General features: G+C 74.2%; 10 protein-coding genes and 1 pseudogene. 7 read left to right on the forward strand and 4 right to left on the reverse strand.

The annotated features are described in order from the left end of the window. Positions 1 to 110: 110 nt before the first annotated feature. Positions 111 to 863 (forward strand): glycerophosphodiester phosphodiesterase, encoded by a 753-nt coding sequence (locus DQ239_RS00130; RefSeq protein WP_158544742.1) that lies wholly within the window; start codon positions 111 to 113, stop codon positions 861 to 863. On the opposite strand, the gene DQ239_RS00135 is transcribed toward DQ239_RS00130, so the two are convergent. Then, positions 850 to 1449 (reverse strand): TetR/AcrR family transcriptional regulator, encoded by a 600-nt coding sequence (locus tag DQ239_RS00135; RefSeq protein WP_158544743.1) that lies wholly within the window; start codon positions 1447 to 1449, stop codon positions 850 to 852. The two genes, DQ239_RS00130 and DQ239_RS00135, sit on opposite strands and share 14 nt — an antisense overlap. A gap of 174 nt (positions 1450 to 1623) precedes the next feature. Here DQ239_RS00135 and DQ239_RS00140 point away from each other — a divergent pair, with 174 nt between their 5' ends. The 4 genes and pseudogenes from DQ239_RS00140 to DQ239_RS00155 all read left to right on the forward strand — a co-directional run. Further along, positions 1624 to 2397 (forward strand): SDR family NAD(P)-dependent oxidoreductase, encoded by a 774-nt coding sequence (locus DQ239_RS00140; RefSeq protein ID WP_113832641.1) that lies wholly within the window; start codon positions 1624 to 1626, stop codon positions 2395 to 2397. Positions 2398 to 2501: 104 nt separating this feature from the next. Then, positions 2502 to 3266 carry a crotonase/enoyl-CoA hydratase family protein gene (locus DQ239_RS00145; protein ID WP_113832255.1) on the forward strand — a complete coding sequence of 255 codons (765 nt, stop codon included), beginning with the start codon at positions 2502 to 2504 and terminating at the stop codon, positions 3264 to 3266. Between the two features lie 25 nt (positions 3267 to 3291). After that, positions 3292 to 4254, forward strand: a complete 963-nt coding sequence (locus DQ239_RS00150; protein ID WP_113832256.1) for a DMT family transporter — start codon at positions 3292 to 3294, stop codon at positions 4252 to 4254. 69 nt (positions 4255 to 4323) lie between these two features. Next, a pseudogene (locus tag DQ239_RS00155) lies at positions 4324 to 6180 on the forward strand (SpoIIE family protein phosphatase); the annotation flags it as partial. A gap of 574 nt (positions 6181 to 6754) precedes the next feature. Here DQ239_RS00155 and msrA read toward each other — a convergent pair. The 3 genes from msrA to DQ239_RS00170 form a co-directional block, all read right to left on the reverse strand. Continuing rightward, entirely contained in the window at positions 6755 to 7267 is a 513-nt protein-coding gene (msrA, locus tag DQ239_RS20750; RefSeq protein ID WP_113832258.1) for a peptide-methionine (S)-S-oxide reductase MsrA, read from the reverse strand. A gap of 64 nt (positions 7268 to 7331) precedes the next feature. Then, entirely contained in the window at positions 7332 to 9458 is a 2127-nt protein-coding gene (locus DQ239_RS00165; protein ID WP_233488574.1) for a SpoIIE family protein phosphatase, read from the reverse strand. A 245-nt stretch (positions 9459 to 9703) separates the two neighbouring features. Continuing rightward, positions 9704 to 9919, reverse strand: a complete 216-nt coding sequence (locus tag DQ239_RS00170; RefSeq protein ID WP_113832642.1) for a helix-turn-helix domain-containing protein — start codon at positions 9917 to 9919, stop codon at positions 9704 to 9706. A 485-nt stretch (positions 9920 to 10404) separates the two neighbouring features. On the opposite strand from DQ239_RS00170, the gene DQ239_RS00175 reads away from it, so the two are divergent. Both DQ239_RS00175 and DQ239_RS00180 read left to right on the forward strand, forming a co-directional pair. After that, the gene (locus DQ239_RS00175; RefSeq protein WP_113832260.1) at positions 10405 to 12084 is read left to right on the forward strand and encodes an AMP-binding protein; all 1680 of its coding nucleotides are present in this window, start codon (positions 10405 to 10407) and stop codon (positions 12082 to 12084) included. A 146-nt stretch (positions 12085 to 12230) separates the two neighbouring features. Then, on the forward strand, positions 12231 to 13472 hold the full coding sequence (locus tag DQ239_RS00180) for a 3-deoxy-7-phosphoheptulonate synthase (protein WP_233488575.1): 1242 nt from the start codon (positions 12231 to 12233) through the stop codon (positions 13470 to 13472). Positions 13473 to 13476: the final 4 nt, after the last annotated feature.

Genomic DNA, 13476 nt, shown 5'->3' on the forward strand with positions numbered 1-13476 from the left:
AGCGCCCGGACATCGGCAGTCGTACCGACGTCACGGGCGGCGAGCGGGGGCATCATGGGGGAGTGGCGGCCCGAGCGCACGCACGATCCCGCGGCCCTGCCCATCCGGACGTGTTCGGGGTGGGGTCGGCGGTCATCGGGCACCGCGGGCTCGGCTGCGGCGTCGTCGCCGGCCACCAGCAGAACACGCTCGGCTCCTTCGCCGCCGCGGTGCGCAGCGGCGCGCGATGGCTGGAGGCCGACGTCCGGCGGCTGGGCGACGACGTCCTCGTGGTGGCGCACGACGCCGCCTACCCGGACGACACCCGGCTCGAGGACGTCGCGGCGGCGGAGGCCGACCGCCGGGGCACGCTGCGGCTGGGCGCGCTGCTGGACGCGCTGCCGCCGCACGTGGGGCTTAACCTGGACCTCAAGTCCTCGATGGGGGACTCCCTCCGGCCGCCCGAGCGCACCACCGCGGGCCTGCTGGCGCCGGTCGTGGCCGCGGAGGTGGCGCGGCGGCCGCTGATGGTCTCGTCGTTCGACCCGTCGGCCCTGTGCTTCCTGCGCGCGGCGGTGCCGCGGGTGCCCCTCGGGCTGCTGACCTGGTACCGGTTCCCGGTGGAGATGGCCGTGGCGGCGTGCGTGCACATGGACGTCGAGGTGCTGGCGCTGCACGTCGGATCGCTGCGGGGGAGCGGGGCCGACGGCGAGATCGACCCCGACGTCCTGGGGGGCCTGCTGGCCGTGCTCCACCGGTGCGGCCGCCAGCTGCTGGTCTGGTGCCCGGAGGTCGCGTCGGCCCGGTTCCTGGTGTCGGCGGGGACGGACGCCGTGGTGGTGGACGACCTGCCGGAGGCCCTGGTGGCGCTCAGGGCCGGCTAGTGGAGTGGGAGGCGGCCAGGGCGAGGAAGGTGGTCGCCAGCCGACGGCCGAACTCGTCGTCCACCGCTTGCCCGGTGACGGCCACCCGCGCGAGCAGCGGCGCGACCAGGAGCTCGACCAGCATGCCGACGTCGGCGTCGGCCGGGAGCTCGCCGCGGGCGATCGCCCGCTCGAACGGCAGCCGGACGAAGTCGGTGTCCTGACGGGCCAGCTCGTGCAGCCCGGAGCGCAGCGCCGGGTCGTCGGCCGCGGCCCGCGTCTGCACGAACGCCACGGTGGTCGGGTCGCGGAACAGCCGGACCAGGCCGCGGACGAGCGCCTCGATGTCGGCGGCCAGGCTGCCCTCGTCGACCCGCGGGTAGTGCTCGAGCTCCCCGGTGAGCAGCACGTCCTGCACGAGCTGGGCCTTGGTCGCCCACTGGCGGTAGAGCGTGGACTTGTGCACGCCTGCGGCGGCGGCGACGTCGTCCAGGCGCAGCGCGGCGTAGCCCTCGGCGACCAGGAGACGGCGGACGGCGGCGTGCACCTCCTGGCGCACCCGCTCGCTCAGCCCCCGCGGCCGTCCGCGGCTCGTCGTCCCGCCCACCCGGGCAGCGTCGCACGGAGAGCGGCGCCGTCCCATCTTTTCTGCGACACAGCGTTGCAAGAAAGAACCCGGGCTGGCTAGCTTGCACACCGGAGCGACGTGCCGGCGGCCCGCGAGCCGGAGGCCGGCACCGCCGCCCGTCGCCACAGCCGTCGTCCGAACCAGGGAGTCCCCGTGCAGCTCGAGAATGTGTCCGCGATCGTCACCGGAGGCGCGTCCGGACTGGGGGCGGCCACCGCTCGCGCCCTCGCCGCCCGGGGTGCCAAGGTCGTCGTCGCCGACATCGCCGACGACAAGGGCAACGCCCTCGCCACCGAGATCGACGGCGCGTTCGCCCACGTCGACGTCACCAAGACCGACGACATCATCGCCGCCACCGAGCTGGCCAAGACGATCGGCCCGGTGCGGGTGCTGGTGAACTGCGCCGGCATCGGTTCGGCCAGCCGGACCGTCGGCCGCGGCGGCTACGAGACGGCGTTCGACCTCGCCACCTTCCGCCGGGTCCTCGAGATCAACACCATCGGCACCTTCGACTGCATCCGCATCGTCGGCACCGCCATGGCCCAGGAGGAGCCGCTGGAGGACGGCGAGCGGGGCTCCATCCTCAACACCGCCTCCGTCGCCGCGCTCGACGGCCAGATCGGGCAGGCTGCCTACTCGGCCTCCAAGGGCGCCGTCGTCTCCATGACGCTGCCGATCGCCCGCGACCTCTCCGCCATCGGCGTGCGCGTCAACACCATCGCGCCCGGCCTCATCGACACGCCGATCTACGGCACGGGCGAGGCGTCGGAGGCGTTCAAGGACAAGCTCAAGCGCGACGTGCTCTTCCCCAAGCGCCTGGGCTACTCCGAGGAGTTCGCCACCCTCGCGGTCGAGGTGCTGGCCAACAGCTACATGAACGCCGAGCTGATCCGCCTCGACGGTGGGGCCCGCCTGCAGCCCAAGTGACGTCCCGGCCGGGGGCGCAGCGATGGCGCCCCCGGCCGGCACCCGCACGACCGCACGCCCCCCGCGACGACGCGGAACCGACCGACCCACCGAAGGAGATGGCTGTGTCCGACGAGGTGCTCCTGGACCGCCGGGACGGCGTCCTGATCATCACCATCAACCGGCCGGAGGCGCGCAACGCGCTCAACAAGGCGGTGGCCGACGCGGTCGCGGCGGCGGCCGACGAGCTCGACTCGTCCGACGACCTGCGGGTCGGCGTCCTCACCGGCGCGGGCGGCACCTTCTCCTCCGGCATGGACCTCAAGGCCTTCCTGCGCGGTGAGACCCCGAGCATCCCGGGCCGCGGGCTGTGCGGGATCACCGAGACCCCGCCCCGCAAGCCGCTCATCGGCGCGGTCGAGGGCTGGGCCCTGGCCGGTGGCTTCGAGCTGCTGCTGGCCTGCGACCTCATCGTCGCCGCCGAGGACTCCCGGTTCGGCGTGCCCGAGGTGAAGCGCTCCCTGGTGGCCGCCGGCGGTGCCGCCCTCGCCCTGCCCCGGCGCATCCCGCAGGCGATCGCCCTGGAGCTCCTCCTCACCGGCGACCCGATCAGCGCGCCCCGCGCCGCGGAGGTCGGCCTGGTCAACCGCGTGACGGCGCCGGGTGAGGCCCTCGAGGGAGCGCTCGCCCTGGCCGCCGTCGTCGCCGCGAACGGGCCGCTCGCCGTGGCGGCCACCAAGCAGATCGCGCGCTCGGCCCCCGACTGGACGTTCCGGCAGGGCTGGGAGGAGCAGGCCACGATCATCGCGCCGGTCTTCGCCAGCGAGGACGCGCGCGAGGGGTCGACCGCCTTCGCGGAGAAGCGCGCGCCCCAGTGGAAGAACCGCTGACCGACCCCTCCTAGGGTCGCCCGACGTGGGGAATCGTCGGACGGGACTGCTCGGGCTGCTGCTGGCGGTGCTGTCGGCCGCCGCGTTCGGCACGTCCGGTGTCTTCGCCGCCGGACTGCTCGACGTCGGGTGGAGCGCCGGGGCCGCCGTCGTCGTGCGGATGGGCGTCGCGGCGCTCGCGCTGACCGTCCCCGCGGCCCTCCAGCTGCGGGGACGGTGGTCGCTGCTGCGGGCCAACGCCGGCGCCGTCCTGGCGTTCGGGGTGCTCGCCGTCGCGCTGCCCCAGCTCGCCTACTTCTCTGCGGTGGCCCGGCTGTCGGTCGGCGTGGCCCTGCTGCTGGAGTACTCCGCCGTCCTGCTCGTGGTGCTGTGGACGTGGGCCCGGCTCGGCCATCGGCCCAGCGCGGTCACCGCGGCCGGGGTGGCCGTCGCGATCGCCGGGCTGGTGCTGGTGCTCGACGTCGCCAGCGGTGCGGAGCTCGACCCGGTCGGCGTCGTCTGGGGGCTGGTGGCCGCACTGGGGCTGGCGGCCTACTTCGTGCTCTCGGCCCGGACCGAGGGCGCGCTCCCGCCGCTGGTCAGCGCCTGGGCGGGCCTGGTCGTGGGCGCGCTGCTGCTCGGCGCGGCCGCGCTGCTCGGTGCCGTGCCCTGGCGGACGGTGGCGTCCGACGTCGAGTTCGCCGGGCGGCCCACCAGCTGGCTGGTCCCGGTCCTCGGGCTGTCGCTGCTGGCGGCGGCGTTCGCCTACGCCTCCGGGATCGCCGCCGTGCGTCTGCTGGGCTCGCGGCTCAGCTCCTTCGTGGGGCTGGGCGAGGTGCTCTTCGCGGTGGTGTTCGCCTGGCTGGCGCTGGCCCAGCGGCCGGGGACGGTGCAGCTCGTCGGCGGCATCGTCGTCCTGGCCGGGATCGTGCTCGTCCGCCTGGGGGAGCGGCCGGCGGAGCCGGCGACCGCCGTCGTCCCCGATCCGGTCGGCGCACCGGTCCGCTGACCGGACCGGGGGCGACGCAGGAGTCCGCACCGTGGCCGTCGGCAGCGATCGGCGGGGGCATGCCGCATGATGGGGACGGTCCTGTCGTGCGCCACCTTCCGTGGCACGTCGCTGTACGGAGGTGGCGCCCTCGTGGCGGGGTCGACGGACGTGGACGGCGGGGACGTCGTCACCGCCGAGGAGTTCGCGGCGATCTTCGCCGCCCTCCCGACCGCCTACCTGGTCATGTCCCCGGACCTGACCATCGTCGAGGCGAACCCCGCGTACCTGGAGCTGCTCGGCCGCACCCGCGACGAGTTGATCGGCTGCTACGTCTTCGACGCCTTCCCGCCGGCTCCCGAGACGCTGGACGACACCGGGGCCAACCCGCTGCAGCTGTCCTTCGAGCGGGCGCGCGACACCGGCCGGCCCGATCTCATGCCGCTGTTCCGGTACCAGGTGCTGGACCAGGCGACCGGCCGCCCCGTCGACCGGGCCTGGTCGCTGATCAGCGCGCCCGTCCCGGGGCCCGACGGCCGGACCCGCCTGGTGCTGCAGCGCGTGGAGGACGTCTCGGAGTACCTGGCCGAGCGCGAGCGGCTCGCCGAGGGCAGGGACGACGGCGGCTGGGCGCGCCTCGACCTGCTGGAGGCCGACCTCTTCGCCCGCACCCAGGAGCTCCAGGCCGTGGTCGCGTCCCGCGAGGCGGCGACCAGCCGGCTCGCGGCCATGGCCCAGGTGGTGCTGCAGCTCGCGGCGGCGGAGTCCGTCGCGGACGTCGCCGGCATCCTCGCCGATGAGGGTCTGGCGATCGGTGCGGACGGCGGGGCGATCGCGCTCCGGCACGGCGCCGAACGGTCCGTGCGGCTGACGATGACGCCCTCCCTCGGAGCAGGGGCGCAGCGCCGGTTCGCCACCATCGACCTGGACACCCGGCTGCCCGCCGCCTGGGTGGCACGCACCGGCGAGACCCTGGTGCTGGAGGACCTGGCCCAGGCGGAGGCCTGGTCACCGGGCCTGGCCGACGCCTTCCGGGAGTCCGTCCACCGCTCCTGGGTCACTGTCCCGCTGTCCGTCGGCGGCCGGGTGCTCGGGTCGCTGCTGGCCGGCTGGAGGGTGGAGCGGACGTTCTCGGCCGACGAGCTCGACCTGGTGCAGGCCTTCGCCGCCCAGTGCGCCCAGGCCCTGGACCGGATCGAGTCGCTGACCCGCGAGCGACGCTCGGCGGAGCGCAACCGCCGGCTCGCCGAGCAGCTGCAGCGCAGCATGCTCAGCCGGCCCGTCCGGACCGAGCACTGCCAGATCGCCGTCCGGTACCTGCCCGCGACGGACGCCGGTCAGGTGGGTGGGGACTGGTACGACACATTCGAGCAGGCGGACGGCGCCGTCAACCTGGTCATCGGGGACGTCGTCGGCCACGACATCGCCGCGGCGGCGACCATGGGCCAGCTGCGCAGCCTGCTCCGCGGGATCGCGGTGGCCGGCGCGCCCGGCCCCGGGCAGGTGCTCGACACGCTGGACGCGGCCATCGACCAGCTCGGGCTGCAGACCTACGCCACCGTCGGCGTCGGCCGGCTGGAACGCGCCCAGGGGGAGCGGGCGTGCGGCGTCACCCGGCTGCGGTGGGCCGGCGCCGGGCACCCGCCTCCGGTCGTCCTCGACGCGGCCGGTGGCCTCGTTCCCGTCCCCGCCCCGCGCGGCCGGCTCATGCTGGGCGTCGACCGGACCAGCACCCGCGGAGAGATCGTGGTGGAGCTGCTCCCGGGGTCCACCGTGCTGCTGTACACCGACGGGCTGGTCGAGCGGCCCGGCAGCGACCTCGATGCCGGCGTCGAGCGGCTGCACCGGCTGGCCGCCGAGCTGGTGGGCCTCCCGCTGGAGGAGCTCTGCGACCAGCTCCTCGACCGGCTCGTCGACGGGCGCCCGTCCGACGACGTCGCCCTCGTCGCCGTCCGGACCAGGGGGCAGGCACGTGAGCGGGGAGCCCCGGACCCCGGCGGACTACGCCGCCGCGTACGCGTCCTGGCACGGCGACAGCCCCGTCCCGGCGACGACCACCACCCGGCTCTCCCTGCAGCTGGGGTCGCTGCGCGCCCTCAGCACCGTCCGTCGGCAGGTGCAGGAGTTCCTGCTGTCCTCACTGGACTTCGCGCGGGAGGACGACGTGCCCGTGCCCATCGAGGACGCCGTCGGCCAGGCCGTCCTGGTCATCGACGAGCTCACGTCGAACGCGCTGCGGCACGGCTCGCCGCCGTCCAGCCTGCACATCGGGGACGACGACGGACGGTGGATCGTCATCGTCACCGACGGCGCGCCCGACCGTGCGCCGACCCCGGCCAGGGAGCGGCCCGCGGGCCAGGGCGGATACGGGCTGTACGTGATCGCCGACCTCACCGTCGAGCACGGCGTCCACTACGAGCCCGAGCGCAAGCTCGTCTGGGCCTGCCTGGCCAAGCCCCGCTGACCGCACGCGAGAGGGGCGGGGAACCCGTCGGTTCCCCGCCCCCCTCGTCGCCTGCTCCTACGCGGGCTGCTGCGCGCGCCGCGGCAGGACCCAGTCCGGCCGCACGTAGTGGCACGTGTAGCCGAACGGGATCTTCTGCAGGTAGTCCTGGTGCTCCTCCTCGGCCTGCCAGAACGGGCCGGCGGGCTCCACCTCGGTGACGACCTTCCCGGGCCAGAGGCCGGAGGCGTCGACGTCGGCGATGGTGTCGAGCGCGACCTGCCGCTGCTCGTCACTGGTGTGGAAGATCGCCGAGCGGTAGCTGCGGCCGATGTCGTTGCCCTGCCGGTTCTTCGTCGACGGGTCGTGGATCTGGAAGAAGAACTCGAGCAGCTCGCGGAACGAGATGACGTCGGGGTCGAAGACGATCTCGACCGCCTCCGCGTGGTCACCGTGGTTCCGGTAGGTGGCGTTCGGGGTGTCCCCGCCGGAGTAGCCGACCCGGGTCGAGATCACTCCGGGCCGCTTGCGCAGCAGCTCCTGCGCCCCCCAGAAGCAACCGCCGGCGAGGATCGCGGTCTCAGTGGTCACGTCGTGCCTCCTTCGTGTCGAGCACGTCCGGTGAACACCGCGAGGTGCCCACCGCTTCCCCCGGTCACTCCGCCCCCGGGGCCCGCGGGACGGGCAGCTGCGGGATCCGCGGGCCGGCCGTCCCGGGACGGGGAAGATCCTGCCGGTGGAGGCGGACGGCCACGAGCGCCACGTCGTCGTCGGGCCGGCCGCCGATCATGCGCGCGACGACGCGGTCGCACAGCTCCTGGAGCGGCAGGTCGTGGAGACCGGCCAGCGCGGCGACCAGGCGCTCGATGCCGGCGTCGATGTCGGAGTCGCGGCGCTCGATCAGCCCGTCGGTGTACATGAGCACGGTCGTGCCGCGGTCCAGGGTCACCACCGTCTCGGTGCGCCCGGAGCCCGGGTCGACCCCCAGCAGCAGCTCCGGTGGACCGGGGATGTCGAGGACGGTGACCGTCCCGTCGGGGCCGATGGCGACCGGTGGCAGGTGCCCCGCACTGGACCAGCGCATGCGGGTGACCCCCCGCTCGAGTTCCCCCTGGTCCTGCTCGAAGCGGGCGACCGCGGCCGTGGCCAGGGTGCCCACCCGCAGCAGCGACATGGAGGCGTCCAGCTTCGACAGCACGGCCGCGGGGCCGGCCTCGTCGTGGGACGTCGCGATGCCGCGCAGCAGGCTGCGGAGCTGGCCCATGGTGGCGGCGGCGGCGGTGTCGTGCCCGGCGACGTCACCGATGACGAGCATGGTGGCCCCGTCGGGCTGCAGGAACGCGTCGTACCAGTCCCCGCCGACGGCGGCGGACGTCGCGGCGGGCAGGTACCGGACGACGATCTCGGCGTGGTCGGGCTCGGGCGGCTCGGTGAGGAAGCTGCGCTGGAGCTGCTCGGCGAGGGCCCGCTGCTGGCTGTAGAGGCGGGCGTTGTCCAGCGCGAGGCCGGCGCGGCCGGCGACCTCGACCGCGGTCGTGAGCTCGGCGGGGGAGAGGGCGCCGCGCCCCGGTCCGTTGAACAGGCTCAGCAGGCCCACCGTGCGTCCGCGCCCGTGCAGCGGGAGCACCGCCAGCGACTCCGGTGCCAGCTCACCGATCAGCCGGTGGGCGAGGCCGAGGTGCAGGACGTCGCGGATGGCCCGCGTGGCGTCCTGCTCCACGACCACCGGCTCGCCGGTGCTGAGCGCCCGGAAGAGGTACGACTGCTCCCGCAGCGCCGGGAGGCGCGCCGCGGAGTACTGCGCCAGCGTCTCCCGCATCGCGTCGTCGGCGTGCCACCAGCCGGCGTCGCGGACGCCACGCCCGAGGCGGAACTGCGGGTCGTCGACGAGGGTCACGATGCAGAAGTCGGCCAGCGCGGGAGCCACGAGCTGGGCGAGCAGCGCGACGGTGCGCTCGGGCTGCATGCTGCCGGCGAGCTGCTCGGTCACCTCGGCCAGCAGCGCCAGGCGCGTCGCGACCTGCCCGGCCCGCTCCTCCTCGCGGCGCCGGGCGGTGATGTCGAGGAAGTACACCGACAGCCCCTCGGGGCTCGGCCAGGCGCGCACCTCGTACCAGCCGTCCAGGGGAGGGGGGTAGTAGGCGGGGAAGGACACCTGCTGGCCGGTGGCCACCGCGCGCCGGTAGCCCTCGTCGAACACGGAGTCCACGGCAGCGGGGAACTCGTCCCAGAGCACCCGGCCCAGCAGCTCGTCGCGGGTGCGCAGGAGGAGCTTCTCGGCGGCGGCGTTGACGTGGGTGAACCGCCACTCGCGGTCCAGGGAGTAGAAGCCGGCGGGCATGGCCTCCAGGACCCGGGTCACCTGGGCCTCGGTGTCCCGCTGGTCGGTGACGTCGTACGCCGCGCCGAGCAGGCGCACCGGCGTCCCGTCGGGGCCGACCAGCCTCCGGCCGCGCGCGGAGATCCAGCGGGTGTCGCCGGTGGGCAGCCGCACGCGGTAGGTGGCGGCGAAGTCCCGTCCGGTCTCAATCGTGACCTGGAGCGCCTGGGTGACGCGGTCGACGTCGTCGGGGTGCAGCCGTTCGTTGAAGCCGTGGATGGTGCTGTCGAAGGTGTCGGCGTCGTAGCCGAACATCTCGATCAGCCGGGGGTCCCAGGCCAGCCGGCCGGTGACGAGGTCCCAGTCGAACGTGCCGATCCCGGCCGCCGCGATCGCCAGCTCGCCCCGGAGCCGGTCGGCCTCGCGCTCGTCGACGACGGCGGGGTGCACGGAGTCGCTCACAGCAGCCTTCCTCGCCGTTCCGTCCGATGGGGCGGAGCACCGAGCGCCTCGGCCGGAAGAGCCCGGCTCCATTCTCCCGAACCGGGACCGTTGTGCACAACCTTTCCGGCGAGGAAGGTGAGCGAGGACACCGACCCGCCCGGCGTGTACACGGCCGTGCCGTGGGAACCGCGGGCGCCGGACGGCGGCGGGTGCGCCGTCCGGTCGGCCCTGCCGGTGCGGCCGTCCCGAGGGACGGCGGAGCGTCAGGCGACGTCGGTGCGAGCGCCGGCGAGGTACTCGCGCACGGCCGGCTCGGGGACGCGGAAGGAGCGGCCGACGCGGACGGCGGAGAGCTCACCGCCGTGGACCAGGCGGTAGACCGTCATCTTCGAGACCCGCATGATCGCGGCGACCTCGGTGACGGTCAGGAACGAGACCGTGCGGGGTGCGGGGCGCTGGGCGACCGGGGCGGCGGCCATCGGCTGGCCGGCCTCGGGGCGGAGACCGACGGGGCGGCCGGCCATCGGGTGCTGGACCGCCGGGCGCGCGCCCGGGGCGGCGGAGCGGTGGACGGGACGCTGGCCGAAGCCGGCATGGTGAGGGCGGGTGGGAGTGGCAGAGAGAGCGGGGGCGGCGGAACGCTGGGGAAGGGACACGTCGTACTCCTCGGTGTGGTCCGCGGTGGCGGAGGCAGCGCATCGGCGACGTTGTGCGCCCGTGCTGCTACCGAAAGTAAGTGGATGGGGAGCAGCGCGCGAGGGGGAGACGGGACGAGACGGACCGGTCCGCTTCGGCAGATGTTGACCGTGCGCTGCGTTCCGGGCGAGCCGTGGGCCGCGATCGTGCCGGGCCCCTCCGCCCGCGCGATTGTTGCCCGGAATGCTTCGAGCATGAAAGTGTCTCGGATGTTGCCGAGGTCACTGCTCGGCGATCCCGTCGCACAACCGCCGAGGAGGCGTCTTCCGTGTCGTTGAGTCACCAGGAGGCTGTGGCGCAGGTCACCAGCCCGGGGCAGATGTTCGAGCTCGCGCCGTGGACCCGGCCTGATGGCGTCACCTACGAGGTCTTCACGCACGCCCCTCCCAGCATGCGGGAGATCTTCGCGCTCTGCCGTGCCCACGGGGACGCGCCGTACCTCGTCTTCGGGGACGAGCGCCGCAGCTTCGCCGAGACCTTCGCCGAGGCGGACGCCTTCGCCGCCACCCTGGTCGAGCGCTACGGCGTGCAGAAGGGCGACCGCGTCGCGATCGCGATGCGCAACTTCCCCGAGTGGGTCGAGGCCTTCATCGCCGTCCTGTCCATCGGTGCGATCAGCGTCTCGATGAACGCCTGGTGGACCGAGGACGAGCTGGACTTCGCCCTCGAGGACTCCGGGGCCACCGTCGTCGTCGCCGACGAGCAGCGGGCGACGCTGGCCGCGGCTTCCGCCCGGCGGCTGGGCGCCCGGATCGTCGTGGTCCGGGCCTCCGCCCCGGTCGAGGGCGCGGACCGGTGGGAGGACGTCGTCGTCGCCGGCGCCGCGCTGCCCGACGTGGTGGTGGATCCGGAGGACGACGCGACGATCCTCTACACGTCGGGCACGACCGGCCGACCCAAGGGCGCCGTCTCCACGCAGCGCGCGCTCGTGAACACGGTGATGGGCTTCCTGGCCCGCGGCATGATCGCCGCGCTGGTCACGCCCCCGGAGGACCCCGACGCCCCGCCCGGTGGCGCGATCCTCGCGGTCCCGCTCTTCCACGTCACCGGCTGCGTCGCCGTGATGCTGGGCTCGCTGGTCGCCGGCCGGAAGCTCGCGATCATGTACAAGTGGGACCCGGAGGAGGCGCTCCGGCTCATCGAGAGCGAGAAGCTCGCCGCCTTCGTGGGGGTGCCGACGCAGAGCATCGACATGCTGCAGCACCCCCGGTTCACGGAGTACGACACCTCGAGCCTGCTGTCGGTGGGCGGTGGCGGTGCCCCGACGCCGCCCGCGCTGATCGCCAACATTGACAACGCCTTCAAGGCCGCGAGCCCGGGCTTCTCCTACGGCATGACCGAGACCAACGCGCTCGGTCCGAGCCTCGCCGGGCAGGACGCGCTGGACAAGCCGATGGCCGCCGGCCGGGTGCCGCTGCCCATGCAGGCCGAGATCCGCGACCCCTCCACCTTCGAGGTGCTGCCGGTGGGCGAGCGGGGCGAGATCTGGTTCCGCGGGGTCAACCTCATCCGGGGGTACTGGAACCGTCCCGACGCCACCGCGGAGACCATCGTCGACGGCTGGCTGCGCACCGGCGACATCGGACACCTCGACGACGAGGGCCTCGTGTACGTCGACGACCGGCTCAAGGACATGGTCCTGCGCGGCGGCGAGAACGTGTACTGCGCCGAGGTCGAGGCCGCCATCTACGAGCACCCGGCCGTGATGGAGGCCGCCGTGCTCGGCGTGCCCCACGAGCGGCTCGGCGAGGAGGTCGCCACGGTGATCGTGCTCAACGACGGCGCCTCGCTCACCAAGGACGAACTGGTCGGTTTCCTGGGCGAGCGGCTGGCCGCGTTCAAGATCCCGACCGTGATCGACATCCGCACCACCGCGCTGCCGCGCAACCCGGCCGGCAAGTTCCTCAAGCGGGAGCTGCGCGGGGAGCTGGAGCCGCAGCAGGCCTGACCTGCCGCACCGGACGGATCGCGCCCCTCGCCGGAGTTCCGGCGGGGGGCGCGCTCGTCGGCACCCCACCGGGATGCCCGCCGGACGGGCGCGGGACGATGCTGTGCGGGCCGGACCGCGCCACCGTCGACGAGCAGGAGGACCCCGTGACGACGCAGGAGCTCGCCGTCTCCCCGGACCGGATCCTGGCCGAGGCGACCCGGATCGCGGAGCTGCTCGTCGACGTGCAGACGCAGGTCAACGCCCGCATCGACGCGGCCCTCGCCGAGCTGCTGCCCGGCGTCCAGCGCGAGCTGGGCCTGGCGGACGTGCCACCGGTCGACCTCGGGGACCTGGTCAACGCCCGGATCACCGGGCTCAGCGTCGTCGTCACCCCGGCGGCGGTCGCCTCCGTCGTCCCGCTGTCCGGGGCGTCGGTCGCCACGACCCGGGCCGCCCGCCGCGCGGTGACCGGCGTGCTGGCCGGCGCCGACGACCGGCTCGCGGTCATCGCCGGGCCCTGCTCGATCCACGACCCGGCTGCGGCGCTCGAGTACGCGGAGTTCCTCGCCCGCATGCGCGAGCGGCACGGCGCCGATCTCGAGATCCTCATGCGCACCTACACCGAGAAGCCGCGCACCGAGGTGGACTGGAAGGGCTTCGCGTACGACCCCTTCCTCGACGGGTCCAGCCGGATCAGCGTCGGCCTGGTGGCCACCCGCATGCTGATGTGCCGCATCACCGGCCTCGGCGTCCCGGTGGCCGCCGAGCCGCTCAACGCCCTCACCCCGCAGTACGTCAACGGGCTGGTCACCTACAACGGCGTCGGTGCCCGCAACGTCACCGACCAGACGGCGCGGGAGCGGGTGTCGGGCTTCTCCTCGGTCATCGGCTTCAAGAACTCGCCCGAGGGCAGCATCGACGCCGCGATCCAGGCGGTCGTGGCGGCCCGCGCCCCGCACGAGTTCCTCGGCGTCGACGCGCACGGCGTGAGCGCCCAGCTGTCGACGACGGGCAACGACAGCGGCCACGTCATCCTGCGCGGGGACAAGGCGGGCCCCAACTACTCCGCCGCGCACATCGCCGCGACCCGGCAGAAGCTCGCCGCCCGGGGGTTGCCGGAGGTGGTCGTGGTCGACGCCTCGCACGGCAACAGCCAGAAGGACCACCGCCGCCAGATCGAGGTCGTCCGGGACCTCGCCGGGCAGATCGCCGGCGGGGAGCGGGCCATCCGGGGAGTGATGGTCGAGAGCAACCTGGTCGAGGGCCGGCAGGACCTCGACCAGCGGCACCCCGAACGCCTCGTCTACGGATGCAGCGTGACCGATGCCTGCGTCGACCTCGCCACCACCGAGGTGATGCTCGCCAAGCTCGCCGAGGCGGTGCGCGCCCGCCGCGGCACCGCCTGACGGG

The sequence above is a fragment of the Blastococcus sp. TF02-09 genome (assembly GCF_003319105.1).
Lineage (GTDB): Bacteria > Actinomycetota > Actinomycetes > Mycobacteriales > Geodermatophilaceae > Blastococcus.

What these genes read in the sequence shown, in the direction of transcription:
- DQ239_RS00170 (WP_113832642.1), bottom strand. Translation starts at nt 9,919, where the DNA reads ATGGCCGCCGCCCCGGTCGCCCAGCGCCCCGCACCCCGCACGGTCTCG.